Annotated in this window: 19 protein-coding genes and 1 tRNA gene; 9 read left to right on the forward strand and 11 right to left on the reverse strand. The window is 60.5% G+C overall.

The window, feature by feature from the left end:
• Positions 1–264: 264 nt before the first annotated feature.
• The 5 genes from V5B59_RS19450 (at position 265) to V5B59_RS19470 (ending at position 10430) form a co-directional block, all read left to right on the forward strand.
• Positions 265–4944, forward strand: coding sequence for a glutamate synthase-related protein (locus V5B59_RS19450; protein ID WP_332352242.1), 4680 nt, complete (start codon positions 265–267; stop codon positions 4942–4944).
• 2 nt (positions 4945–4946) lie between these two features.
• A complete protein-coding gene (locus tag V5B59_RS19455) occupies positions 4947–6389 on the forward strand; it encodes a glutamate synthase subunit beta (protein WP_034917326.1) in 1443 nt (480 codons plus the stop codon).
• A gap of 277 nt (positions 6390–6666) precedes the next feature.
• Entirely contained in the window at positions 6667–8019 is a 1353-nt protein-coding gene (glmU, locus tag V5B59_RS19460) for a bifunctional UDP-N-acetylglucosamine diphosphorylase/glucosamine-1-phosphate N-acetyltransferase GlmU (RefSeq protein ID WP_034917322.1), read from the forward strand.
• 7 nt (positions 8020–8026) lie between these two features.
• On the forward strand, positions 8027–9856 hold the full coding sequence (gene glmS / locus V5B59_RS19465; protein ID WP_169069653.1) for a glutamine--fructose-6-phosphate transaminase (isomerizing): 1830 nt from the start codon (positions 8027–8029) through the stop codon (positions 9854–9856).
• Between the two features lie 7 nt (positions 9857–9863).
• Complete coding sequence (locus V5B59_RS19470; protein WP_169069652.1) at positions 9864–10430, forward strand: cyclic nucleotide-binding domain-containing protein; 567 nt, start codon at positions 9864–9866, stop codon at positions 10428–10430.
• A 101-nt stretch (positions 10431–10531) separates the two neighbouring features.
• Here the strand turns inward: V5B59_RS19470 and ssb are convergent, their stop codons facing one another.
• On the reverse strand, positions 10532–11005 hold the full coding sequence (ssb, locus tag V5B59_RS19475) for a single-stranded DNA-binding protein (protein WP_034917317.1): 474 nt from the start codon (positions 11003–11005) through the stop codon (positions 10532–10534).
• A 67-nt stretch (positions 11006–11072) separates the two neighbouring features.
• A complete protein-coding gene (locus V5B59_RS19480) occupies positions 11073–12284 on the reverse strand; it encodes an MFS transporter (RefSeq protein ID WP_248594722.1) in 1212 nt (403 codons plus the stop codon).
• Between the two features lie 78 nt (positions 12285–12362).
• On the opposite strand from V5B59_RS19480, the gene uvrA reads away from it, so the two are divergent.
• From uvrA to V5B59_RS19495, 3 genes are all read left to right on the forward strand, one after another.
• Positions 12363–15248, forward strand: coding sequence for an excinuclease ABC subunit UvrA (gene uvrA / locus V5B59_RS19485; RefSeq protein ID WP_169069738.1), 2886 nt, complete (start codon positions 12363–12365; stop codon positions 15246–15248).
• Between the two features lie 199 nt (positions 15249–15447).
• Entirely contained in the window at positions 15448–15759 is a 312-nt protein-coding gene (locus V5B59_RS19490) for an HU family DNA-binding protein (RefSeq protein ID WP_169069651.1), read from the forward strand.
• Between the two features lie 99 nt (positions 15760–15858).
• Entirely contained in the window at positions 15859–16356 is a 498-nt protein-coding gene (locus V5B59_RS19495; protein WP_332352243.1) for a hypothetical protein, read from the forward strand.
• On the opposite strand, the gene V5B59_RS19500 is transcribed toward V5B59_RS19495, so the two are convergent.
• On the reverse strand, positions 16353–17888 hold the full coding sequence (locus tag V5B59_RS19500; protein ID WP_332351228.1) for a DUF6399 domain-containing protein: 1536 nt from the start codon (positions 17886–17888) through the stop codon (positions 16353–16355). The two genes, V5B59_RS19495 and V5B59_RS19500, sit on opposite strands and share 4 nt — an antisense overlap.
• 414 nt (positions 17889–18302) lie before the next feature.
• Here V5B59_RS19500 and V5B59_RS19505 point away from each other — a divergent pair.
• Positions 18303–18378 (forward strand) — tRNA-Ala (locus V5B59_RS19505).
• Between the two features lie 112 nt (positions 18379–18490).
• Here V5B59_RS19505 and V5B59_RS19510 read toward each other — a convergent pair.
• The 8 genes from V5B59_RS19510 to V5B59_RS19545 all read right to left on the reverse strand — a co-directional run bounded on the left by V5B59_RS19510 (position 18491) and on the right by V5B59_RS19545 (position 25892).
• A complete protein-coding gene (locus V5B59_RS19510) occupies positions 18491–19378 on the reverse strand; it encodes a lambda-exonuclease family protein (protein WP_169069649.1) in 888 nt (295 codons plus the stop codon).
• Positions 19378–20094: a DUF1071 domain-containing protein gene (locus V5B59_RS19515; protein ID WP_169069648.1), complete on the reverse strand. Its 717-nt coding sequence runs from the start codon at positions 20092–20094 to the stop codon at positions 19378–19380. The genes V5B59_RS19510 and V5B59_RS19515 overlap by 1 nt, the downstream gene beginning before the upstream one ends.
• 403 nt (positions 20095–20497) lie before the next feature.
• A complete protein-coding gene (locus V5B59_RS19520) occupies positions 20498–21397 on the reverse strand; it encodes an ArdC family protein (protein ID WP_169072246.1) in 900 nt (299 codons plus the stop codon).
• A gap of 199 nt (positions 21398–21596) precedes the next feature.
• The gene (locus V5B59_RS19525) at positions 21597–21872 is read right to left on the reverse strand and encodes a hypothetical protein (protein ID WP_034909542.1); all 276 of its coding nucleotides are present in this window, start codon (positions 21870–21872) and stop codon (positions 21597–21599) included.
• A gap of 12 nt (positions 21873–21884) precedes the next feature.
• Positions 21885–22085 (reverse strand): hypothetical protein, encoded by a 201-nt coding sequence (locus V5B59_RS19530; protein ID WP_169069646.1) that lies wholly within the window; start codon positions 22083–22085, stop codon positions 21885–21887.
• Between the two features lie 384 nt (positions 22086–22469).
• Complete coding sequence (locus V5B59_RS19535; RefSeq protein ID WP_332352244.1) at positions 22470–23585, reverse strand: PEP-CTERM sorting domain-containing protein; 1116 nt, start codon at positions 23583–23585, stop codon at positions 22470–22472.
• Positions 23586–24026: 441 nt separating this feature from the next.
• Entirely contained in the window at positions 24027–24542 is a 516-nt protein-coding gene (locus V5B59_RS19540; protein ID WP_332352245.1) for a hypothetical protein, read from the reverse strand.
• 45 nt (positions 24543–24587) lie between these two features.
• A complete protein-coding gene (locus tag V5B59_RS19545) occupies positions 24588–25892 on the reverse strand; it encodes an IS701 family transposase (RefSeq protein WP_246149239.1) in 1305 nt (434 codons plus the stop codon).
• Positions 25893–25972: the final 80 nt, after the last annotated feature.

The raw sequence follows: 25972 nt of genomic DNA on the forward strand, positions 1-25972 counted from the left end.
AGGTACGAATTTTGCTTTCGGATTGCCTTGCACTGCTGAGCTTCCAGGAAGCCGTGCAAGAGCATCGGGCGCCTCTTTTCGGTGCCAGAGCGACGATTTCGTGCACACTCTTGGTGCGACGCAACATCTTGAATGGCCGGAGTATTCAGGGTATAGTCGCCAGTCCCCGCGAGTGGCTCGGTCGATCGGCTTTGCGCCCGACACCGTGACGTTTCAGTCAGAGCTGCCCGGGTACTGTTTTTGTTTTGTGAGGATTCGAGTGTGATGAATGCGGCCATACCTGAAGGGCAGGGGCTTTACGACCCGGCCAACGAGCACGACGCCTGTGGAGTCGGTTTTGTAGCGCACATCCGGGGCAAGAAGAGTCACTCGATCATCGAGCAGGGCCTGTTGATCCTGAAGAATCTGGATCACCGCGGCGCAGTTGGCGCCGACCCGCTGATGGGTGATGGTGCCGGGATCCTGATCCAGATTCCGGATGGCTTTTTTCGCGAGGAGATGGCCAGGCAGGGCATTTCGCTGCCGCAGCCCGGTGACTATGGGGTGGGGATGGTGTTTCTGCCCAAGGAGTCCGCTTCGCGCCTGGCGTGTCAGGAAGAAATCGAGCGTGCCGTACGTTCGGAGCATCAGGTCGTTCTCGGTTGGCGCGATGTGCCGATTGACCACGCCTTGCCGATGTCGCCGACGGTGCGTGCCAGGGAACCGGTGATTCGCCAGATCTTCATCGGTCGCGGGCCGGACGTCATGGTCACCGATGCTCTCGAGCGCAAGCTCTACGTGATCCGCCGCAGCGCGGCCAACGCCATTCAGGCGCTCGGGCTGAAGCACAGCAAGGAGTTCTACCAGCCGTCGATGTCGGCGCGGACGATTGTCTACAAGGGTTTGCTGCTCGCTGATCAGGTCGGCGAGTACTACACCGACCTCAAGGATCCGCGTTGCATCTCGGCGATGGCGCTGGCCCACCAGCGTTTCTCGACAAATACCTTCCCGACCTGGCAACTCGCGCATCCGTTCCGGATGATCGCACATAACGGCGAAATCAACACCGTACGCGGCAACTACAATTGGATGCGCGCACGTGAGAAGGGCACCTCGTCGCCGCTGCTCGGCGCCGACCTGGAGAAGCTGTGGCCGCTGATCTATCCGGGTCAGTCCGATTCCGCTTCCTTCGACAACGCGCTGGAGTTGTTGGTGATGGGCGGTTACTCGCTCGCGCACGCAATGATGATGTTGATTCCCGAGGCCTGGGAGTCGCACACGCTGATGGACGAGAAGCGAAGCGCTTTCTACAAGTACCATGCGGCGATGATCGAGCCCTGGGATGGTCCGGCAGCCGTGGCCTTCACCGATGGGCGTCAGATCGGCGCCACCCTCGACCGTAACGGCCTGCGTCCGGCGCGCTACCTGGTCACCGACGACGATCTGGTGGTGATGGCATCGGAGGCCGGCGTGCTGCCGATTGCCGAGGAGCGGATCGTCAAGAAGTGGCGCCTGCAACCGGGCAAGATGTTTCTCATCGACCTCGATCAGGGACGCATCATCGACGATGCGGAACTCAAGGATACCCTGGCGCGGACGAAGCCTTATCAGGATTGGCTGAGCCGCATCAACATCAAGCTCGACGACCTGCCCGTGCCGAAGAACGTCGCGATGAACAGGGCCTCGGCGCCGCTGCTCGACCTGCAGCAGGCCTTCGGTTATAGCCAGGAAGACCTCAAGTTCATTCTCGAACCGATGGCCACCTCGGGGGAGGAGGCCACCGGCTCGATGGGCAACGATTCACCGCTGGCCGTTCTGTCGAACCGCAGCAAGCCACTGTTCAACTATTTTCGGCAGCTCTTCGCGCAGGTCACCAATCCACCGATCGACCCGATCCGTGAGCAGCTGGTGATGTCGCTGGTGTCCTTCATCGGCCCCAAGCCGAACCTGCTCGGGATCAACGAAATCAACCCGCCGTATCGTCTCGAAGTCGCGCAGCCGGTTCTCGATTTCGACAACATGGCAAAATTGCGCCGTATTGCGACCTACACCGGCAACAAGTTCCACTCCGCCGAGCTCGACATCTGCTATCCGCTGGCCTGGGGTAACGAAGGTGTCGAGGCCCGGCTGGCGTCGCTGTGCGCCGAAGCCGAGGATCATGTACACAAGGGATCGAGCATCCTCATCGTCTCGGATCGCCGGATCGACGCGACGCATGTTGCAATCCCGGCGCTGCTGGCGACTTCGGCGGTGCATCACCATCTGGTGACCAAAGGGCTGCGTACCCGGGTCGGCCTGGTGGTCGAAACCGGTGCTGCGCGCGAGACGCATCATTTTGCCTTGCTTGCCGGGTACGGGGCGGAAGCGGTGCATCCCTATCTGGCACTGGAAACCCTGCAGCAGATCGCCGGCGGCGATGCCGAGAAAGGCGACAAGGCGATCAAGCACTTCATCAAGGGTGTCGGCAAGGGCCTGCTCAAGGTCATGTCCAAGATGGGCATCTCGACCTATATGTCCTATACCGGGGCACAGATCTTCGAAGCCATCGGTCTGCAGAAGAAGATGGTCGACAAGTATTTCACCGGCACGTCGACGCAGGTGGAAGGGATCGGTGTCTTCGAAGTCATGGAGGAGGCGATTCGCCTGCACAAGCAAGCCTTCGGTGACGACCCGGTGTTGGCGACCATGCTTGACGCCGGTGGCGAATACGCGTACCGCGTGCGCGGCGAAGAGCACATGTGGACCCCGGATGCGATCGCCAAGCTGCAACATGCCACGCGTACAGGCAGGTACGAGACCTACAGGGAATACGCACAACTGATCAATGACCAGACACGGCGCCACATGACGCTGCGTGGACTGTTCGAGTTGAAGCCAGCCGGTGCGCCGGTGCCGCTCGATGAAGTCGAGCCGGTCAAGGAAATCGTCAAGCGTTTTGCCACCGGCGCGATGTCGCTCGGGTCGATTTCGACCGAGGCCCACAGCACCCTGGCAATCGCCATGAACCGTCTCGGCGGCAAGTCGAACACCGGCGAGGGAGGCGAGGATCCGGCACGCTTCAAGGTGCTCAAAGGCAACGAAAAGGTTTCCGACGTGGTCGGCAGGTCGCGCATCGAACGCGACTATCAGTTGCAGCCTGGCGACAGCCTGCGCTCGGCGATCAAACAGGTTGCTTCCGGGCGTTTCGGGGTGACTGCCGAATATCTGGTCAACGCCGACCAGATCCAGATCAAGATGGCGCAGGGAGCCAAGCCGGGTGAAGGAGGGCAGCTGCCAGGTCACAAGGTGTCCGAATACATCGGCTACCTCCGCCACTCGGTGCCCGGTGTCGGACTCATTTCGCCGCCACCGCATCACGACATCTACTCGATCGAAGACTTGGCGCAACTCATTCACGATCTGAAGAACACCAACCCCAGGGCTTCGATCAGCGTCAAACTGGTCTCCGAAATCGGTGTCGGTACGGTCGCGGCTGGCGTCACCAAGGCCAAGGCCGACCATCTGGTGATCGCCGGCCATGACGGCGGCACGGGCGCCAGCCCGCAGTCGTCGATCAAGCACGCAGGTTCGCCATGGGAACTGGGTCTTGCCGAGACTCAGCAGACGCTGGTGCTCAACCGCTTGCGCGGGCGAGTGCGGGTGCAGGTGGACGGACAGATGAAAACCGGCCGCGATGTCCTGATCGGTGCACTGCTCGGCGCCGACGAATTTGGTTTCGCAACGGCGCCGCTCGTCGTCGAAGGCTGCATCATGATGCGCAAGTGTCACCTCAACACCTGTCCGGTGGGCGTGGCCACGCAGGATCCTGTACTGCGCCGCCGCTTTTCCGGACAGCCCGAACATGTCGTCAATTACTTCTTCTTCGTCGCCGAGGAAGTGCGTGAACTGATGGCACAACTCGGCATTCGCAGTTTCAACGAGTTGATCGGCCGCAGTGATCTGCTCGACATGCAAAAGGGGATCAGTCACTGGAAGGCGCAGGGACTAGACTACAGCCGCATCTTCCACCGCCCGGAAAACAAGGTCGGCACGCCGGTTTTTCACTGTGAACAACAGGATCACGGTCTCGCCAGGGCGATCGACAATCAGCTCATCGAACTTGCCAGACCGGCGCTCGATGGCGGCGAGAAGGTCAGCATCGACCTGCCGTTGCGCAACATCAACCGCACGGTCGGGGCGATGCTTTCCGGTCGGGTGGCGGAGATCTACGGGCACGCCGGACTACCCGACAGCACCATCGACATTCATTTCACCGGCACGGCAGGGCAGACCTTTGGCGCTTTTCTGGCGCGCGGAGTGACCCTGGACCTGATCGGCGAAGCCAACGACTATGTAGGCAAAGGTTTGTCGGGCGGTCGGATCATCGTCCGACCGAGTGCCGGCTTCCGCGGGGAAACGATGAACAACATCATAGTCGGCAATACCGTCCTTTATGGCGCAACCGAGGGCGAGGCTTTCTTCGCCGGCGTCGCCGGCGAGCGCTTTGCCGTTCGCAACTCGGGGGCTACCGCCGTCGTCGAGGGAGTCGGAGACCATGGCTGCGAGTACATGACCGGCGGTACCGTCGTCGTCCTCGGCATGACCGGCCGCAACTTTGCGGCGGGCATGTCCGGTGGCGTGGCTTACGTGCTTGACGAAGAAGGCAGCTTCGAGTCGCGCTGCAATATGGCGCAGGTATCGCTGGAGCCGGTCGAGGAGGAACTGGTGGCTCGCCAGGGCAGTGACGCCGGTGATGATCTCGAGGGTCACGGCAAAGTGGATGTGCGCCATCTCGGTGTGATCGACGAAGTGCTGCTCAAGGGACTGATCGACAAACACTATCGGTATACCGGCAGCCGGCAGGCGCTGCGCTTGCTCAATGACTGGGAGCGGTGTCGCAGACGCTTCGTGAAAATCATGCCACATGAGTACCGTCGGGTACTCAGCGAACTGGCGGCGGCGCAAAAGCAACTGGAGGCAGCGTAAGCATGGGTAAGCCGACTGGATTCATCGAGTATCAACGTCTCGCGGAGGTCAGCGAGCCCGCTGCATCGCGTCTGAAGCATTACCGCGAGTTCATCATGACCCTGACCGACGAGCAGGCGAAGCTGCAGGGCGCCCGCTGCATGGATTGCGGGATCCCGTTCTGCAACACCGGCTGCCCGGTCAATAACATCATTCCCGACTGGAATGATCTGGTTTACCGCGGCCACTGGGAGCAGGCGCTGACGGTGCTGCACTCGACCAACAATTTTCCGGATTTCACCGGCCGCATCTGTCCAGCACCGTGCGAAGCCGCGTGTACGCTCAATATCAATACCGACCCGGTCGGCATCAAGTCGATCGAACACGCGATTGTCGATAAAGGTTGGGAAAAAGGCTGGATCGTTCCGCAACCGCCAAAAGTCAAAACCGGCAGGAAAGTGGCCATCATCGGTTCCGGCCCGGCCGGCCTGGCCGCTGCCCAGCAGCTGGCGCGCGTCGGGCACGCAGTGGTCGTATTTGAAAAGAACGATCGTCTGGGTGGCTTGATGCGCTACGGAATTCCTGACTTCAAATTCGAAAAGTCGCATATCGATCGCCGCATCGAGCAGATGCAGGCCGAGGGTGTCGAGTTTCGTGTCGGCCAGGAGATTGGCGGAAGTGACGCCAACGCGGTGCCGGCAGCGCAGTTGCTGGCGGACTTTGACGCACTCATCGTCGCCGGTGGCGCCGAGTCGCCGCGCGACCTGAGCGTTCCCGGTCGCGAGCTTGACGGCGTGCATTTCGCGATGGAGTTCCTGCCGCAACAGAACCGGGTCAACGCTGGCGACCAAGTGCCCGCGCAGATTCTCGCAACCGGCAAGCGGGTGGTCGTGATCGGCGGTGGCGATACAGGTTCCGACTGTGTCGGTACCAGCAACCGGCACGGCGCGCTGTCGGTCACTCAGTTCGAGGTGATGCCACAACCACCGGAGCAGGAGAACAAGAGTCTGACCTGGCCGTATTGGCCGCTCAAGCTGCGGACCTCTTCTTCGCACGAAGAAGGTTGTGCGCGCGATTTTGCCGTCTCCACCAAGGAGTTCATCGGTGAGAACGGCAAGGTGAAAGCCCTCAAGCTGGTTCGCGTCGACTGGAGCGAAGGCCGCATGCAGGAAGTCTCCGGTAGCGAAACCGAGATCGCGGCCGACCTGGTATTGCTGGCCATGGGTTTTGTCTCGCCGGTCAGGCAAGGTCTGCTGGAGCAACTGGCGCTTGAACTCGACGCTCGCGGCAACGTCAAGGCGACGACCGATGGCGAAGGCTGTTACGCCACCAGTGTCGCAAAAGTGTTTGCCGCCGGCGATATGCGGCGCGGCCAGTCGCTCGTCGTCTGGGCGATTCGCGAAGGTCGGCAATGCGCGCGTGAAGTGGATGCTTTCCTGATGGGCCGTTCCGATCTGCCGCGCTAAACCCCATGAATCCTTTCTGTGACGAATACATTTTGCACATTCGCACCGCCATTGCTGCTTGCGCGGCAATGGCGGTTTTTTTTCAGGTCAAGAACAACAGCCAAGCGTGACATTGTTGTGAGTTTTTCACGGCCGGACCTGAAATAATACGTTGCAAGATGATTGGCGCCTGTAGCGACGCCGATCGCCTCCAGGCCAGGCCGCCGGTATGCTGTTGCCGGCAGAGGGCAGGCAACAGGAGAGACTCCAAACATAGCGTTCTACCGAGTTCGATCTCATGAATATCGTCATTCTCGCCGCCGGGCAAGGCAAGCGCATGCATTCGAATCTGCCCAAGGTGCTGCATCCACTGGCCGGCAAGGCGCTGCTCGCGCACGTGCTGGATACCGCCCGCAGCCTCGTGCCGCAGCGCCTCTGTGTCGTCTATGGACACGGCGGTGAGGCCGTGCGGACGACCATCGATGCCCCGGACCTGCTCTGGGTTCTGCAGGAGCCGCAACTCGGGACCGGCCATGCCGTCATGCAAGTCCTGCCGCATCTCGACGCCGCCGGGACCACGCTGGTGCTCTACGGCGACGTGCCCCTGCTTCAGGCGGGAACGCTGAAGCAGTTGGTGCATGCCGCACGTGACGCACTGGCCATTCTGACCGTCGAACTTGCCGATCCCGACGGTTATGGTCGAATCGTCCGCAATGCCGCCGGCGAGGTGGTGCGCATCGTCGAGCAGAACGACGCCTCGGCCGCGGAGCGAGCGATTCGTGAAGTGAATACCGGCATCGTCGCGCTGCCGACGGCGCATCTGTCCGACTGGCTCGGCCGGCTTTCGAACGACAACGCGCAGCAGGAGTACTACCTGACGGACATCGTCGGGATGGCGGTTGCTGCAGGCGTGCCGATCCGTACGACGCAAGCACAGAGCGAATCGGAAGTGCTGGGGGTCAATAGCAAGGGGCAACTTGCCCGGCTCGAGCGGGTCGCCCAACTGCGAACCGCCGAACGACTGATGGAGCAGGGCGTTCGCCTCGCTGACCCGGCACGCATCGACGTGCGTGGCGAACTGCTTTGTGGGCGCGATGTATTCATCGACGTGAACTGCGTTTTCGAGGGACGGGTGGTTCTCGAAGAAGCCGTCGAGGTCGGGCCTGCCTGTGTGCTGAAGAATGCCCGTATCGGCGCAGGTTCCCGTCTCGCCGCTTTCAGTCACATTGAAGACGCGATGGTCGGGCCGGATGGCGTGATCGGCCCCTTCGCCCGCTTGCGTCCGGGGACTGAACTCGCCGCCGGCGTCCATGTCGGCAACTTTGTCGAAATCAAGAACAGCAAGTTCGCCGCGCTTTCGAAAGCCAATCACCTGGCCTATGTCGGCGACGCGGTCGTCGGCAGTCGGGTCAACATTGGTGCCGGAACGATTACCTGCAACTATGATGGCGCCAACAAGTTCAAGACCATCATCGAGGACGATGCGTTTATCGGCTCCGATACGCAGTTGGTCGCACCGGTCACGGTGGGTCGTGGCGCCACACTGGGTGCCGGGACGACGCTAACCAAGGACGCTCCGCCAGACACGCTGACCATCGCGCGTGCCCGGCAGATTTCCATCCCCGGCTGGAAACGGCCACAGAAGAAGTGATCTGACCATGTGTGGCATCGTTGCTGCGGTCGCCGACCGCAATATCGTCCCTGTTCTTCTCGAAGGTCTGCGCAAGCTCGAATATCGTGGCTACGATTCGGCCGGTCTCGCCCTGATCGGCGCCAGCGGTCTGCACCGGCTGCGCTCGGTCGGCCGCGTCGCCGAACTGACCGCGCAGGTGGATGAGTCGCATGCTGCCGGCGATACCGGTATCGCGCACACGCGCTGGGCCACGCACGGCGTTCCCTGTGAGCGCAACGCCCACCCGCATATCTCCGCAGGTCTGGCGGTGGTGCACAACGGGATCATCGAAAACCACGAATCTTTGCGCGCTCGCCTCAAGGCGTTGGGTTACCAATTCACTTCGGATACCGATACCGAGGTCGTGGCGCACCTGATCGCTCATGAATTGAAGACCACCCCGGACTTCCTGAGTGCCGTCCGTCAGGCGATCGCGCAATTGCAGGGCGCCTACGCGATTGCCGTGCTGCGTGCATCCGACCCGAGCCGACTGGTGGTCGCGCGCGAAGGCGCGCCCTTGTTGCTGGGTTTGAGCGATGACGCCTGCTACGCAGCCTCGGATGCCTCGGCGCTGGTGCAAGTCACGCGCCGCATGGTCTATCTGGAAAACGGGGACTGTGCCGAGCTGATGCGCAGCAGTTACCGTATCACCCGGGTAGACGGTACACCCGTGCAACGTCCCGAGAGCGAATCGCAACTCTCCGCAGACGCGATCGAGCTGGGCAATTACCGACACTACATGCAGAAGGAGATCTTCGAGCAGCCGGTCGCACTGGCCAATACGCTTGAAATGCTCGGTGCGGCGCGCAGCATCCAGCCCCGGGTCTTCGGCGCCGAAAGCGAAGCGATCCTTGGCGAAGTCCGGCAGGTCTTGATCATCGCCTGCGGAACCAGCTATCACGCAGGGCTGGTTGCCCGTTACTGGCTCGAATCGATCGCCGGCATCCCGTGTTCGGTTGAAGTGGCCAGCGAGTATCGCTATCGCGACTCGGTGCCCGACCCGCGGACCCTGGTGGTGACCATCTCACAATCAGGCGAAACCGCGGACACCCTGGCTGCGCTGCAACATGCCAAGGCGCTGGGCATGCAGCACACGCTTTGTATCTGCAACGTCCCCGAGTCTTCGCTGGTACGCGAGAACCGCCTGCGTTTCATTACCCGCGCGGGTCCGGAAATTGGCGTTGCCTCGACCAAGGCATTTACCACGCAACTCGCCGCGCTCTACCTGTTGACGCTGGTGCTCGCCAAGGTTCGCCAGCGTCTTGACGCGCAGGAAGAGGCCGCGGAATTGCATGCGGTACGGCACCTGCCGATGGCGGTGGCCAAGATTCTCGAACTCGAGCCACAGATTCGTGAATGGGCCGAGTGCTTCTCGATGAAACAGCACGCCCTGTTCCTGGGGCGTGGCCGGCATTACCCGATTGCCATGGAGGGCGCGCTCAAGCTCAAGGAAATCTCCTATATACACGCCGAGGCCTACCCGGCGGGCGAACTCAAGCATGGCCCCCTGGCACTCGTCGATCGCGACATGCCGGTCATTGCCGTTGCTCCCAACGATGCCCTGCTGGAGAAACTCAAGTCCAATCTGCAGGAAGTGCGTGCGCGTGGTGGGGAACTGTATGTGTTTGCCGATGCCGATAGCCAGATGAAGGAGTCGAACGGAATTCATGTCTTACAGCTACCCGAGCACTACGGCGCACTCTCGGCCTTGCTGCACGTGGTGCCGCTGCAACTGCTCGCCTATCACGTCGCGCTGGTGCGCGGGACGGATGTCGACAAGCCGCGCAATCTGGCAAAGTCGGTCACCGTCGAGTAATTCGCGCGTGCAACCTTTGGCGGACCGAGGCTTCTCACAACTCGAATACCTTGGCGATGCGACGCCATTCGCCAGGCAGTTGCACGCCCTGCTTCCCTATTCACCTCTGTTTGAGGATCTCAGCCTCGCCGAGGTCTGCCTGATCAGCCCATTCATGCAGGTGTACCGGGCACAGACCGGCCAGGAAGTGCTTCGTGAGGGCGATGCGGGAGACTTCATGCTGTTCGTGATCGAGGGGCGCATCGAGGTCTTCAAGCAGGCTGGCAGCCATCCGCCGCGCCTGATTGCCGTCGTCACCAACGGCAAGACGCTCGGCGAGATGTCCTTGATCGACGGTAATCCGCGATCTGCGACCTGTATTGCTGAGGCCGGCACGGTGGTCGGTGTGCTGACGCGCGAGAGCCTTGCGCGCATCATTCTCGAACAGCCCATTCTGGGTGCGAAGATCCTGATGGCACTGGTGGTGATGCTCTCGCAAAGGCTGCGCACGACCAGCGCGCAGTTGCTCGCCAGCCTGGAGCAGGCGGGCAGGCAGGACGAAGGTCTGATGGAAAGGGACAGCGGCTTCGTCTGACATGCCCTGGGTCCACCCGGTACGCGCCCTGCAAGCGAGGGGAAACGGTCAGGGCTTTCATCATCCGGGATGTCTCACAAAGCCATGACCGTTAGGCAGGCCTAGAACGGGATGTCGTCATCCATCTCTTCAAAACTCGGGGTCTTCCGGGTTGGCGCCTGGCGTCCGGAACCGGCGGCAGGCGCCGATGGCATGCTGCCTCCGTATTCGCTGTCGCTGGCGGAAGGCGAACCCATGCCTTCGCGGCTGCCGAGCATTTTCATGTCGTTGCCGATGATCTCGGTGGTATAGCGTTCGTTACCTTCCTTGTCCTGCCACTTGTTGGTCCGGATACGTCCCTCCACATATACCTGACGGCCTTTCTTCAGATATTGACCGGCAGTTTCGGCGAGCTTGCCGAAAAAAACGATGCGGTGCCACTCAGTATTCTCCTTGTATTCGCCCGAGGTTTTGTCGCGGATACGATCGGTGGTTGCGACCCGGATGTTGCAGACGGCGTCGCCGCTGGGCAGATAGCGGGTTTCCGGATCAGCACCCAGATTGCCGACGAGAATCACTTTGTTGACCGAAGCCATGTTGCCTCCCAGAATGTGGTGTACGATGGACGAAAAAAGCGGAGCGGATCAGCGCGATTATAGGGGCTTATGCCGGTACCGGTGCCGGCCGGCTGCGCGTTGGCGGCATCGACATGGTCAGTCCGAGCAGCAGCCAGACCACGGACAGCAGCGCTCCAGCAAGCCAGACGGCACCGGTGCCGGCATACTTGGCCAGGACGCCGCCGATGACACCACCAAGAAACAGGCCCAGGGCCTGCGTGGTGTTGTACACCCCGAGTGCCGCGCCCTTGGCGTGCGGCGGGGCAATCCGCGAAATCAGCGAAGGCTGCGTGGCTTCGAGGACATTGAAGGCGACAAAGAACAGCGTCAGCCAGAAGGCCAGCCCGTACAGTCCGCCGGCAAACCGGCCGAAACCCACCTGTACCGCCAACAGCAGCACGATTGCAGCGTTGAAGATCAGCTTCATGCGGGCATATCGCTCAGCGAGAATGATCGCCGGCACCATGATCACGAACGACACCAAGAGCGCCGGCAGATACACCTTCCAGTGTTCGGAGACCGGCAGACCACCCGTACTGATCAGCTCTGCCGGCAGCAGCACCCACATCGCAGTGAGCATCATGTGCAGCGCGAAGACACCGAAGTTCAGACGTAGCAACTGGCGATTGGTCAGGACTTCGACAAAGCTCTGCCACACTGGTTGCCGCGGCACCATCGGTGCAGCGGGTACCACCCTGAGCACGACGACCACTGCCAGCAGCGCCAGAATCCCGGTCAGTGCAAAGATGCCGGGCATGCCGATCAGCACGTAGAGCAGCGGCGCGCCGACCATCGAGATGGCGAACACCAGACCGATCGAAGAGCCGATCATCGCCATCACCTTGGTGAGATGCTGCTCGCGGGTGAGATCGGCGGCGAGGGCAGTGACCGCAGCCGAAATCGCTCCGGCGCCCTGCAGCACACGCCCGGCGATGATCATATCGATGTCGTCGGCAGCAGCGGCCAGGAAACTGCCGAAGGCAAAAAGCAGTAGCCCGAAGACGATCACCGGTTTACGCCCGAGACGATCCGATGCGGCTCCGTAGGCGATTTGCAGACAGGCCTGGGTCAGCCCATAGGCACCGAGCGCGATACCGACCAGCGCCATGTCATTCCCCGAAGGCAGTTCCCTGGCATAAATCGAGAACACCGGCAGGATCAGGAACAGGCCGAGCATGCGCAGGGCGAAAACAGCCGCCAGGCTGATGCCGGCGTATTTCTCCTGGCGGCTCATACGGTCGGTATGGGAGGTGGACATGGAATTTGCTGCCGGACTGCGGAATTGCGTATATTAACAGGTTTGCCCCAGCCCTCAGGTCAGCAATCCATGGACGAGATGCGAGAGATCAGGATCCGCGGCGCGCGCACGCACAACCTGAAGGACATCAACCTCGATCTGCCACGCAACCGGCTGATCGTGATCACCGGTCTTTCAGGCTCAGGCAAGTCTTCGCTGGCTTTCGATACCCTGTACGCCGAAGGACAGCGCCGCTATGTCGAGTCTTTGTCGGCCTATGCGCGACAGTTTCTGCAACGCATGGAGAAACCCGATGTCGATCTGATCGAGGGACTCTCGCCGGCGATCTCGATCGAGCAGAAGGCGACCAGTCACAACCCGCGCTCGACGGTCGGCACAGTCACCGAAATCCACGATTACCTGCGTCTGCTCTTCGCCCGCGCCGGCACGCCATACTGCCCTGAACACCAGCAGCCGCTCGCAGCACAGACGGTGTCGCAAATGGTCGATCACGTGCTGGCGCTGCCTGCGGGAAGCCGGCTGATGATCCTCGCGCCGGTGGTCGCCGAGCGCAAAGGTGAGCAGCTTGAGCTGATTGCCGACTTGCGGGCGCAGGGTTTTGCCCGGCTGCGGGTTGACGGCCAGATTCACGAAATCGATGCCGTCCCCAGACTCGCCAAGACGCACAAACACAGCGTCGACGTGGTCGTTGACCGGCTCAGGATTCGCGAAGACATCCGCCAGCGTCTCGCCGAATCTTTCGAAACCGCACTGCGTCATGCCGATGGCCGTGCCATTGCCTACGAGATGGACAGCGAGCGCGAGCATTTCTTTTCCGCCAGGTTTGCCTGCCCGGTCTGCTCGTATTCGCTGTCGGAACTCGAACCGCGGATTTTCTCGTTCAACAGCCCGCTGGGCGCCTGCCCGAAATGCGATGGTCTCGGCGTCATCCAGTTCTTCGATCCAAAACGCATCGTGGCCCGACCGGAACTGTCTCTGGCCGCCGGCGCGATCCGCGGCTGGGACCGGCGAAATCCCTTCTACTTCCAGATGCTCTGCTCGCTCGCCGCACACTATGCTTTCGCGGTCGACACGCCGTTTCGCGAACTGCCGGAGAACGTCCGGCAGATCCTGCTCTACGGTTCCGGACGTGAGCAAGTACCGTTCAACTATGTCAACGAGCGTGCTCAGGTGACCCTGCGCGAGCACGCTTTCGAAGGAATCGTCGTCAATCTCGAGCGCCGCTACAAGGAAACCGACTCGCTTGCCGTTCGCGAGGAACTGGCGCGAATGATCAGCAACCAGACCTGCCCGGCTTGCCAGGGCAGCCGTCTGCGCGAAGAAGCACGCAACGTGCGCGTCGGCAGCAAGGACAATGCGCGCACCCTGCACGAAATCAGCCGCCAGCCACTGCGTGAAGCGCGTGACTATTTTTTGGCGCTGCAACTCCCCGGCAACAAGGCGCAGGTTGCCGAGAAGGTACTCAAGGAGATCGGCAACCGCCTGCAGTTCCTGATCAACGTTGGCCTCGACTACCTGTCGCTCGACCGCTCGGCAGAAACGCTCTCCGGCGGCGAGGCGCAGCGTATCCGTCTGGCATCGCAGATCGGTTCCGGGCTGACCGGCGTGATGTACGTGCTCGACGAACCCTCGATCGGCCTGCATCAACGCGACAACGAGCGGCTGTTGAAGACCCTCAAACAACTCAGAGACATCGGTAATACGGTGATCGTCGTCGAACACGACGAGGAAGCCATCCGCAGCGCCGATTACGTGGTCGACATCGGTCCTGGTGCCGGCGTGCATGGCGGCCATATCGTCGCTGAAGGAGCACCTCAGGCAATCATCGACAATCCGGCCTCACTGACCGGCGACTACCTGGCCGGGCGAAGGCGCATCGGCATGCACGGCAAGCGACGCCAGCCGGATGCCGCACGCCTGCTGCAGGTCGTCGGCGCGCGCGGTAACAACCTTGCGAACGTCAGCGTCGACATCCCGGTCGGCCTGTTTACCTGCATCACTGGCGTCTCTGGCTCAGGCAAATCGACGCTGATCAACGACACCCTGTACGCGGCCGCGGCCAGGCATCTCTACGGATCGTCGGCCGAGCCGGCGGAGCACGACCGGATCGTCGGCCTTGATCATTTCGACAAGGTGATCAACGTCGATCAGAGTCCGATCGGACGCACGCCGCGCTCCAACCCCGCGACCTACACCGGCCTGCTGACGCCGATCCGCGAGTTGTTCGCGGGCGTCCCGGAAGCCCGCGCACGTGGCTATGGCCCCGGTCGTTTCTCGTTCAACGTCAAGGGTGGTCGCTGCGAGGCCTGCCAGGGAGATGGCTTGATCAAGGTCGAGATGCACTTCCTGCCCGACATCTACGTCGCCTGCGACGTTTGTCACGGCAAGCGTTACAACCGCGAGACCCTGGAAGTCCAGTACAAGGGCAGAAACATCCACGAAATCCTGCAGATGACGGTCGAGGTCGCGCGCGAATTCTTCGATGCCGTGCCGGTGGTGGCTCGCAAGCTGCAGACCCTGGTGGATGTCGGTCTCAGCTATATCACCCTGGGTCAGGCGGCCACGACGCTCTCGGGTGGTGAGGCGCAGCGCGTCAAGCTGGCGCTCGAGCTGTCGAAGCGCGACACCGGCAGAACCCTGTACATTCTCGACGAACCGACCACCGGGCTGCATTTCCAGGACATCGAAATGCTGCTGACCGTGCTGCACCGCCTGGCTGACCACGGCAACACCGTGGTGGTCATCGAACATAATCTTGATGTCATCAAGACCGCCGACTGGCTGGTGGACCTCGGCCCGGAAGGTGGCGCCGGCGGCGGCCGCATCCTTGCGGTCGGAACCCCGGAACAGCTTGCCGTGGTGCCTGGCAGCCACAGCGGTCGCTTCCTGGGTCTGCTGCTGGCGCGCCATAGCCAGAGCAGCGTCGCCGAAAATTCTTCGAGCACTGACGAATCCGAGCGCTGAACAGGCAGCAGCTATGCCTGACGAACACCAGTCGGGGCTCGCTTCGGAAAAGCCATTCGCGTTTGCAGTTGGCTTGCTGCTGCTGGCAAGAGCAGAAACTTGTCTGCAGCGGTGGAATCCATGCCAGAATTGCAGCCTTCCATTCTTGATCGCTGCCCTTCCCTAGTCGGCTGTGAAGTGCCAGAATTCGGCCAGAGAAATGCCCTTAATCACCAGAGGAGATACCATGAACAAGTCTGAAATGATCGATGCCATCGCCACCCGTACCGACCTGTCAAAGGTTGCATCAGCGAAAGCGCTGGATGCCGTAATCGACACCATCGTTGAGTCGGTTGCCAAGGGCGAGGCGGTGACTCTGGTCGGTTTCGGATCCTTCAAGGCCAGCGAGCGCGCTGCCCGGGAAGGCAAGAATCCGAAGACCGGAGCTAAAATCCTGATCCCGCAAACCATCGTTCCGAAGTTCGCTGCCGGCGCAACTTTCAAGGCCAGGGTCGCAGGCAAGGACGAGTAACTTTTCCACTTCCTTTTCAGTGGGCTTGGCGAAGTAAGCAGCCCGTTCGAGCACAGTCAGCCCATCATCCCCACATTTTTCCCGCTATCGGAGTCTTCAATGCGTATTCGTGTCGCACTTGCTGCTGCAGCCTTGGTCCTTTTCCCGCTTGCGGTATCCGCACAGCAACCCCCCGTCGCCGAAGCCATGACCGCTGTCGCGCCCGGCAAGTTCGCCGGCCTGATCGAAGCCAGGGTTACCCTGCTCGTAGACTCAATCGACAAGGCATCGCGCAGCGTCGTTCTCAAGAACGCCAGGGGCGAACATTTGAAGGTCATTGCCGGGGACGACATCAAGAATTTTGACCAGATCAAGGTCGGTGACCACGTCATTACGACCTACACCCAGGAACTGATGATGACGCTCAAGAAGGGCGGTGGAGCGCTTCGCGAGCGGATCGACAGCTCACAACAGGGCTCGGCCGCCGCAGGCCAGAAACCGGCAGCCTACGAGGCGAAAGAGGTAGCCTTCGTCGCCGATGTGCAACAGGTTGATCGCAAGAAACAGACCGTGACGCTACGCGGCGCGAAGAAGACGCTTACTCGGCTTCCCACTTAAGCCGGGACAATCTCTAACTTCAATGGGTTATGCACAACCCGGTGGCGGGACTTCCTCGGTAAGGGAAGTTCCCCCATCTGGTTGAGCAGCCAATCGAAAAGATCAGGGAAAGAGGTGCTAAACAGACGTTCGGCTGCGATAGTGCCGTCACTACGTCTCACCCCATAGTTGTGGATAACCGTTAGCGCAGCCAGGCGGCATTTCGTCAGACCTCGCCCGTTATGATACAACTGGGACAAGCGGCCATTGCGCCCTTCGACGGCGGAGGAGCTGCGATGGAACTGTCGCACCATCCATTCCCCCCATTCTAGCCAGCGCTGCAACTCACTCTCGGAGAATCCCGAATGGAACGGGTCTGCTTTCCAGGCCTCTAATGCTCGCTGCCAAGCCTCCTGATACCGTTTCCGGTGAACCCTGTTTTGCGTTTTCCGCATTTGGTAGTGCCAATAGAGTACGGGCAACAGCTTGCTCGTCAGCCATTGCCGAGTCGCTTCATCCAGAGACCAGCCCAGCAGGATTTCTTCTACCCAAAGCCACCAAAAGCTGACGTGACTCGATAAGGCGCCGATCTGGGCACGGAACTTCTTCAGGGCGGAACGGGTATCCTGGATCCCTTGTTGCGCCGCCAGAGTTTCCAGGGCCTGTGCTCGCGTTTCCAGTCCTGCCACTACGCTCTCCGCCGTCGTGCGAGTATTCTCCTCCAGGGAGAAGGGATGGATTTCCTCGGCGATTCCCAGCAACTGCTTCTGGTACTCTTGCTGCGCCTGTTCCACTTGCGCGCGGGCTTCCCAGGCACAGGCCTGTTGTGCCGCCAAAGCCGCCTTTTCCTCGGTACTGGCTCCGCGCGACGGCTGATCAAGGGCCTTCTGGGCCAGTTCGCAGCACTGATCCGCCTTGGCTTTTCGACGTCCCAAGGCCGGTGACAACCAGCGACTGAGGCCATATTGCTCGTGGAACGTATCCGCGCCCGAGGTACACTCAAAGCCTGTGACCGCTAATTTGATCAGGGCCTTCGCCCGGTCACTGATGGCGTGGTTGACTTCGATACCCAGTGCTTCCAGGCGCGGGGTCACCTGGGCAAACCAGGTATCGAAACCCCGGTCCTTCTGAATCGACTCCAGCAATAGGTAGCCCGAGGACAAATCCATCAGCACCAAGATCAGAATCTCCCCAAAGAACGTCTCATCCGCGGCCACCACCGCTTGGCGTGTCCGCGTCGGTACCGAGGCTTCACACTGTTGCTGAAACAGGGGCAACAGCGCTTCCATCCGGCTGAGTTGGGTCTGCAAGGCGCTGGGAGACACCCCCACATGGGTATGAAGGCGGATCAATTGGAAGAAATCCGACAAGGCACCCGCCCCCACATGATGTTGCAGCCCGAACGTGTACAGCACAGCAAATACCAGCAATCTCAGCCATGCCTCCCCCTCTTCGGTTTCCCAAAACCCCGATTCAGGATGTCGGTTCCTACGGGCTTGCGCTTGCAGGTGGCGATGAACACTGCTTTTCGGGCGATGAATTAATTCCCCCACTGCACGCAGGCTTCGTTTTCCCTGGTCTGTAAGTGCGGCAAAAATGACGCGGCTGGTTGTCCGTATGGCTTGAGTCGTAGAGTTTTTTTGTCATAAAACTGATGATACAGGAGATGCGGCAACCAGTTCCCATCTCCTCAGCTCCCTTCATCCTCAGACTCTATCGGTAGCATGACTGTCCCGCTTTAAGTGGGAAGCCGCTTACTCTGAAGATCAAGGATCCGGAACAACTCAAACTGATCAGCAAGGGTGATCAGGTGGAGGGGGTTTTTGCCGAGGCCATCGCCATTGCGGTTGTTCCTGCACCCGCCAAGGCAAAAAAATAATCCCACTATTCGACGGTAGCGCGATCGGGTGCGTGCGATCCTCGGGATTGACGTGGCAAATCGTGCAGCATAGAATGCATGCGCATTCGGGGGCATAGCTCAGCTGGGAGAGCGTCTGGTTCGCAATCAGAAGGTCGGCGGTTCGATCCCGCCTGTCTCCACCAAGAAAACAATCAGTTAGGCCAGCCTCTCGGGGCTGGCCTTTCTGTTTTCGGCTCTGTGTAAGCACCATGTAGGCATTTTGGCGGTGCCTATTCGCGCCAAATTGGGCTCCGCCTATCGCACGGCGGTTTCAGCTTTCGCAAGCGTCACCCTCGTCTCGAACCGCCCCTTCTGCCGATAGGCCTCAAGATTGACGCCCTGCAGCTCAGGCACCCGCTTGTAATCGACGTTGCCCTGCTTCCAGTAGCGAGTCACGGAAACACCGAAACCGGCCTCGCTCGGATGGGTGCTCAGTTCGAGCAAACGATCCTTCGCTGAATCGAGTCGTGCAACCAGTGCATCGGCGTCACGCTTCAAGCTCACGTACGCCTCTGCCGCCAGCCGCCAGTCTTCGTCCTTGCGAATCACCTTGTCCCGCTCGGTCAGTTCCGGTGGCGTGTCCGTTTCCAGGCAGCGCATGAAGCCGTCCCAGGCCTGCTGTATCCGCTTCCAGCGGGCGGGGTCCGGCGCCACTTCGAACAGGAGGCCCTGCTGCTGCTCACCGTCAAAGACGTACAGATGCGCCATAGCCGCCTTCGATACCATCAACTGGTGTTCGATCTGCCAGTCGTAGTGAGCGGGTACCTGGCCATCGGCAATGGCCTTCCAGAGGGTGGAAGCGCTTCCCTTCACCGGGCACTTGATCTCCAGAATCAGATCGCCGTCGAAGGTCAGCCCGTCGAGACTCGCAGAGTACAAGCCGTCGACCAATACCAGCGGCTGCATGACATGGCCGGTGAGGGCCTCGTAGGCAGCGCGGGCCTGTGGCTCCAGCGCCGTACCGCGGGCCATGGCCGCATTGACCTCGGGCTGCCGGCGACCGGTGCGCAGTTCCCACAGTTGATAGGGCGTCTGCCACGGTGAAGCGCCCATCACCACCGCCGTTTCGGAAGCGTTGCGACACTTCGCCCGGTGCTCGTGCCATTCCGGGCTGCCCTGGACCAGTTTGACGATGGTGGTCATCACGCGGCCCTCCGCTTCTTCGTTTCAAGCGCCGCGATGACACGGGTCACCTCGCTCCTGGGAATGGTCTCCAGCGAGTCGAAGCCAAAGTACGCCAGCAACTGCGCGACCTGGGTACCCGTCTCGGCGATCAGCCGCTCGATGAACTTCTTCTGGGCAGCGGTCAGGAAATGCTCGGATCCCGGCTGCGGGGTTTCACGATCCTCCTTGGTTGGCAGATTCGTGACCTTGGCCGCTGTAGCGGTGCGCCTGGGCTTGACCACAGGTACCGGAACCTCGGGGCTTCCCTCGCCGGTCTTGCTGGCGTTGCCTGCATCCTCCAGGTCAGGCAGGTCCTCGCCAGCGTAGATGGAGAGTCCCAGCCCGTGCAGCGCGATAGCCTTGACCAGGCAGCGCTGGATCGAGGTGTTGATGTCGAATGGCGTCGGCGCCAGGATCGGCCGGTTCTTGTTGTCCAGGACCGGATGAATCTGACTCAGTGTCACGCCTTGCACCGTCACCGCGACCTCGACGAAGAAGCCGAGTTCGCTCGACAGGTAGGGCAGCCCGTCGAAGCGGCGCACCTCCCAACTGGCGTCGGGATCGGCGAGCCGCAGTTGTGCCACGGCGAAGGGCCAGCTCAGGTACGAGAACAGGCCTTTCTTCTCGACGTGCTTCGACACATCGATCTGGAACAGGCGACGGAAGGGATTGGTTGAATGGGACGTGTTTTCCATGATGAACTCCAAAAAGGAACGCGAGAAACGACAACGCCCGACCGGCACAGGGCCAGGTCGGGCGTTGTCAGGGAACCGCCGGAATGGCGGCGATCAGGGTTGCGACGTTGTCAGATTTATTGACCGCATCAATGTCGCCCAACAGTCTTGTGGTGATTGCGGGAAGCCATGCCGGTCACCGGCAGAGCCCGCCCAGCGCCCTGGGGTGCAGGGACAGATCGCGTATCGGTGAAGAGATTGCCCAATACGTCAGCAGCACCGACGGGAGATCAGCGCAGCCGGGAAATCCGGGAGGTTTCCACAGGCTTTTTCGACGATCTATCCACAGAATTTGTGGATGAGCCGGCTCTCCACAGCCTGTCCTCAGCTTTGTCCACAGAATTGCCCACAGCGTCTGTACGCTTCAGGCAGCGAGCGGCATGGCGTCGGCCGGGGTGATCAGCCCGGCGTGTTCAAGCAGATAGTCGGCTGCCTTCTGGGCTTGCGCGGAAGCGGTGAACACCGCGCGCTTGTCGCGCTTGAGGACTTCCAGCCAACTGGCGATGTAGTTCGCGTGCTGCACCTGAACTTCAAGCCGGCAGTGCGCAGCCAGGAAAGCCGCGCCCATCTCGGCGATCAGCTCTTCCATCGCGTACGCCGATTCGCCAAAGCGCTTGCCGAGCTTCCTGCCGAGGCGAGAGCCGTGGCCCGTCCAGTGGCAAAGCTCATGGAGTGCCGTGCTGTAGTAACTCGCCTGGTCCCTGAAGGAGGAACGGAGCGGCAGGTAGATGAGATCGTTGGGTGGCGAGTAGAAGGCCCGGAAGCCGCCATGACGAATCTCGGCTCCGGAACACTCGATGATCCGCTCAGCGATCTCGGAAGGTTCCCAGGCGGGTCCCGTGTCCGGCGCCGCCCGGTATTCGTTGGGCAAGCCATCGACCTGGTCCAGATTGAAGACGTGGAAGACTTTGAGCAGCGGCAGGAAGCGCTTCTCGTCGTCGTCGCCTTCGGCGAGTGCTTTGCTGTCGGCCTTCTCGACCTGCCGTAGTTCGTAGTAGATGATGGTCGAACTGCGCTCGCCCTTGCGGATATGACCGCCAAGTTGCAGCGCTTGCCGGAAGGTCAGCCACTGGTGAGTGGTGTAACCGCGGCACAGCGCTTCCAGGCCGAGGACGATGGTATTGATGCCGCGATAGGGGCGCTGCGAGAGCGCATTGCGCGGGAACGGATCGTCGCCGCCGGCCCACGGTCGTATCCACGGCACGGTGCCGGCTTCCAGTTCGGCGATGATCTTGTCGGTGATGCTTTGATAGATGTCGTTCATTGCGAGTCTCCAAATAGGAACGCCCCAGCCGGGGATGACCCGGACTGGGGCGCGAAAGGGATGGATGAAAGGGAAAGATCGCCTGCAGGCTATCTCAGCAGGCGCAGGCTGTAACGCAGGATCAGGCGGACCCCCTGGCGTCCGGCTTCACCGGTGGCGGCAGCGAGGAGGACCCAGCGCAGCGACTGGTTGCCGCGTTTCACACGTCGAGGCGGATGCGTCCCGGATAGTAGTTCTGGCCGTCCGCGTAGCCGATCAGGCGTTTCAGGCCCGAGGTCGCCAGGCTGGTCAGCAGACCCGCCACCGTCGCTGCCATCACACCGCTGAAGGTGCCCCAGTGAATCAGAAGGACCAGCAGCGTCACCGCCAGGTCGAGCAGCAGGTCGTGCTTGAGTGCCCGCAGCATGGTTCGCCGGGGGAGTTTCGCCAGCAGCAGTGCGCCCGCGAGAAAGATCGTGAAACCGGTGGTCAGCATGATCTTTCTCCTTCAGGCGTTTGGGCGGGAGGACTCCTCCCACGCGTCACGGACATCGGAGGCTGCTTGACCGACGATACCGGGCACCGTCTTGGCGGCGTTGATGGTCGCGCGCACGAAGCGGAAGGTCACGAGCGCGGCGCTCTTGATGAGGCGCGTTTCGCTCTCGGCAACGGTCGGCGTGAGGGGGACGGGTTGAACTTGGGTTTTCATGGTATTGCTCCTGTTGAAGGTACCAATGGAAAGCGGCACCGCTCCAGAGGAGACAATGCCGCTACGGGTGTGAGGATCAGGGCGGTTGTCCTGGACCTCGACTACGGGGAAGGCTGGCGGCTACGTTGAGCGCAGCGCCAGACCGACGCAACGGGGAACGACGTTTGTCCGGAGAACGGACGAAGAAAAAGGAGTCTCTTGATCTAGAGGCTAAAGAGACTCCTTTTTCGGGGAAGAGAAAGCGATTCCGAACCGGGGGGCGGGTTTGTGGGAAGGGGGGATGGGTAAGGGCGCGAGCGGGTGCGCCCAAATTTTTGCAAAAATTTTTTGTGGCTCTCTAGCGCGCCTCAATTCGGCACAGCCGAAAGTTCTCTATGGTCGAGATCAGGTTGCGGACTCTTTAAAGCGACGACGCGAGGCCAACAAGCCCAGACCAAGCAGTAGCAAGGCCCAGGTTTCTGGCTCGGGAACCGGTGCCAATAGGTAGCCTTCATGAGTACCAGTGTGAATGTTGAGCGCTGGGCCGACAATCCACCCTTGGTCGTTGATAGCGTTAGCCCCGATAAGTACCCAGCCCGCACTCACTACGCTCGGATCGAGGAAGCTGTTGAGATCGGTCGCCGTCGCGCCATTCCACAAGGTAGCATGCTCAGCAACGTTGCCCGTGGTGTACGACCACCCTACCACTTGGCCAGAGTTATTGATGGCGACGGCTTGGCTGTGTGTGCCACCTACCGTGCCTAAGTCAATGGTCGTGGTGCCATTCCAGATGGTCGCGTGAAAGGCAGTGCTGCCCAGGATATCTGAAGACCCTGCCACCACGCCGGAGTCGTTGATGCCGCCGGCGTGACTATTGGCCCCGCCAAGCGTGCCTAAATCGGTCGCCGTAGCTCCGTTCCACACGGTGGCGTGGTAGACGCCTCCGACGATGTCAGAAAACCCTGCCACCACGCCGGCATCGTTGATGTCCATTGCGTAGCTGTTCGTCCCGCCCAGCGTTCCCAGGTCGGTCGGCGTGGCACCATGCCAAATGGTTGCATGATACGGAGCGCCACCTGGGGCAAGAAGGGAATACCCTGCCACGACGCCAGCGCTGTTGATAGATTGGACGAAGCTTTGTGTTCCCCCCAGCGTACCGAGATCGGTGACCGTAGCACCGTTCCACATCGCAGCATGGAAGGTAGCATTGCCCGTGGTATAGGACTCCCCGGCGACGATGCCGGCATCGTTGATGGCGATGGCGTAGCTGTTTGTCCCACCCAGCGTACCTAAGTCCGTTGATGTCGTGCCATGCCAAACGGTAGCGTGAGTGGCGGTATTGCCGATGATGCTGGCCGACCCTGCGATTACTCCAGTATTGTTTATGACATAGGCATCACTGTGAGTCCCACCCAGCGTGCCCAGTAATGTGAAGGTATAGGGTTGAGCACTCACCTGGGTCGCGCTCAATGTCACGCCCGTGAAGGCGATTGCACACACGGTTCGCACGCTCGATTTCATGAGGTTCTCCAGGTCGGGGTACGTGTCGTTCAGCTAAGCAGACACAAGATAATCTTAGATTCTGAATCAGCGTGCAGCAGCGTCTACGCCCCGCGATCCACGCATTTGGCAATGGCAGCATTCGATCGCAGGTTGAGGCAGTGTCTTAACCCAAGTTTAACATCCGGGATAAAAACATCTATTTAATCAGCTTGTTGCGACGGTACGGTTTTTTGTAGTGCAAAATAGCCGTAACTACTCAGGTAAAATTGTTATGTAAAAACAATTGGTTAGAAACATGAAAACAATGGCATAAATTTGCAACCACTTGATTCTAAATCAGTCCCATTCGTCATTATGCTATTTCAATATTCGCAACGTGTTGATTTTTAACAAGATGCAGTACCTGAGTAGTTACAAATAGCCTTATAACACATTGATTGTAAAAATGTTTTTTGCATGTTAAACCCCGGTTAAGTCAGAATTGCCGGGCTTGGTGTGAGCAATTCCTCTACTCGCTGATCTAGACTTGATCTGTGGGTGGGTGTCTGCTGGCGGGCTCGCCGCAAGAACTACTGGTTGCGGTGCGGGAGCAATAGGTGTTGACGGTGAGGGCGCCAGCAAGGCTGTGGGCTTGTCGGTGGTTTTGTTGGCGAGAAACGCGGCAACGACGATTAAGGTGACAACGGACCCAGTCCAAGATGCCCCTTCTTTCTTTTCTTCCGGCATTGTTGGGGGCAACTTGGGCGCCTTTGGCACAACAGCTTTCTGACTGTTTATGTAAGAGATGCCCACGAAAAATGCAACAGCCACTGCGAGTAGATCGACAGCCGCATAGGCTGGACTGCCGGTTACCACACCGATGACGCCAGCAATCATCGCGGTGACCGCGAGCCAAATCTTGCTGCGTTTCACTGCCCCAACGACAAGCACCGGAACGGCGTGCAGCAGGGCAATGAGGATGACCGTAAGCGTCATCGCGGAATCCTAAGGAGGCGAGCAATATTAACTTGTAATTCTACATTAACAGATTCTAATGGCATTTTTGGGTGCTGGCGGCTGCCTTCGGTAGGCGCTGTCGCGGGCGCTTTGTCGCCGTGCATGACGCTCGGCGATGATTCGCACGAGGTCTTCGCGACCGTGAATCTTCACCGGGAGCTGCGCCACGAGCATGTCGACGACATCGGCACAGGACAGTAATTCGGCGTAGGGTGAGTGTTGCCGCCGCTCCTTGACGAGAAAGAGTAGTGCAACGCAGACGAGCGCCATGTGGTTGTACCAAGCCCGCCACTTGCGTACCTGGTAGTCGGCCATCCCACAGCAACCTTTCGCATTCTCGAAGGCGCGCTCGATGAAGTGGCGCTGTGCCTGCATGCGTGCCAGCTCGCGAAGTGGCGTGTCGGGCGCCGCGTTGGAGAGCATGAACTTCACCTCCTTGCCATCGCGGCGTGCCAGGAGATGCCATTGGCGGGCCTGTGCGCTGTTCGGATGACTGATCCACACGCGGGTATGGGCAAACATCGCGCGCACTTCACCCTTCTCCCCGTCGCGCAGGATCACCGGGTGCCACTCCTTTCGTTTCAGGCGCGCGGCCCATTCGCGGGCTTCCCAGGCCGGTACCCACGCCTTTCCCGGATCGGTAAAGTAAAACTGCTGGTCGCTGTGCACCTCGGTGGCGAATACCTCACCTGCATCGTCCCAATCAAACAGCAGCCAAGTCGCGTGGCCATAGAGGCCGTCGGCACCGATGAAGCCAAAGCGCACCCCGGCGGCTCGTGCCCGCTTGACCATCTCGGCAGCCATCTGCGGCTTAGTCCGAAAGACCCGTGCCGATTCCGGAATCCCCGCTTCCTGGCAACGCTTGGCGTCTTCAACCCAACGCTCTGGAAGGAACAATTCGAAGTCGATGATCGCCGCCTGCGACCCTCGTGCCAAGGCGGCATACACTCCAACCTGCGAGTTCTCGACCTTACCCAGGCGACCGTTGTACTGCCTGGCGACGCCCGCTGAATGGTCGCCCTTCTTTTGGACCCCAGACTCATCGAGCAACAGTCCCGTCTCTGGCCCACCGATCCACTCGTCCGCTTGTCGCGCCGTCTCCCGACGCACATTCTCAAAGTCCCATGCAGCATCGCTCAACAGGTGGTGGAGGCTGTAATACTCGGTCTCCGCCACCGTCTCGCTCATCTGTTCCAGGTTCGCACGAGGGCTTTGAAAAAGGCCCCGCAAGTACTGTTCAGCTTGCTCGGCCGTGCTTCGCGTTTTACTGCGGAAACACTCCCGGAACGACTGAAAATGGCTGGTCAGATTCTCGCAGCAGCTGGCCACCGCACGCCCGATCCCAAATAAATAAATTTGGCGATTTCATCGTCATACTCCTTATGTGGTAGAGCATTAGATATGTAGCT

It is taken from the genome of Candidatus Accumulibacter contiguus, assembly GCF_036625285.1.
GTDB classification, from domain to species: Bacteria; Pseudomonadota; Gammaproteobacteria; order Burkholderiales; family Rhodocyclaceae; genus Accumulibacter; species Accumulibacter contiguus.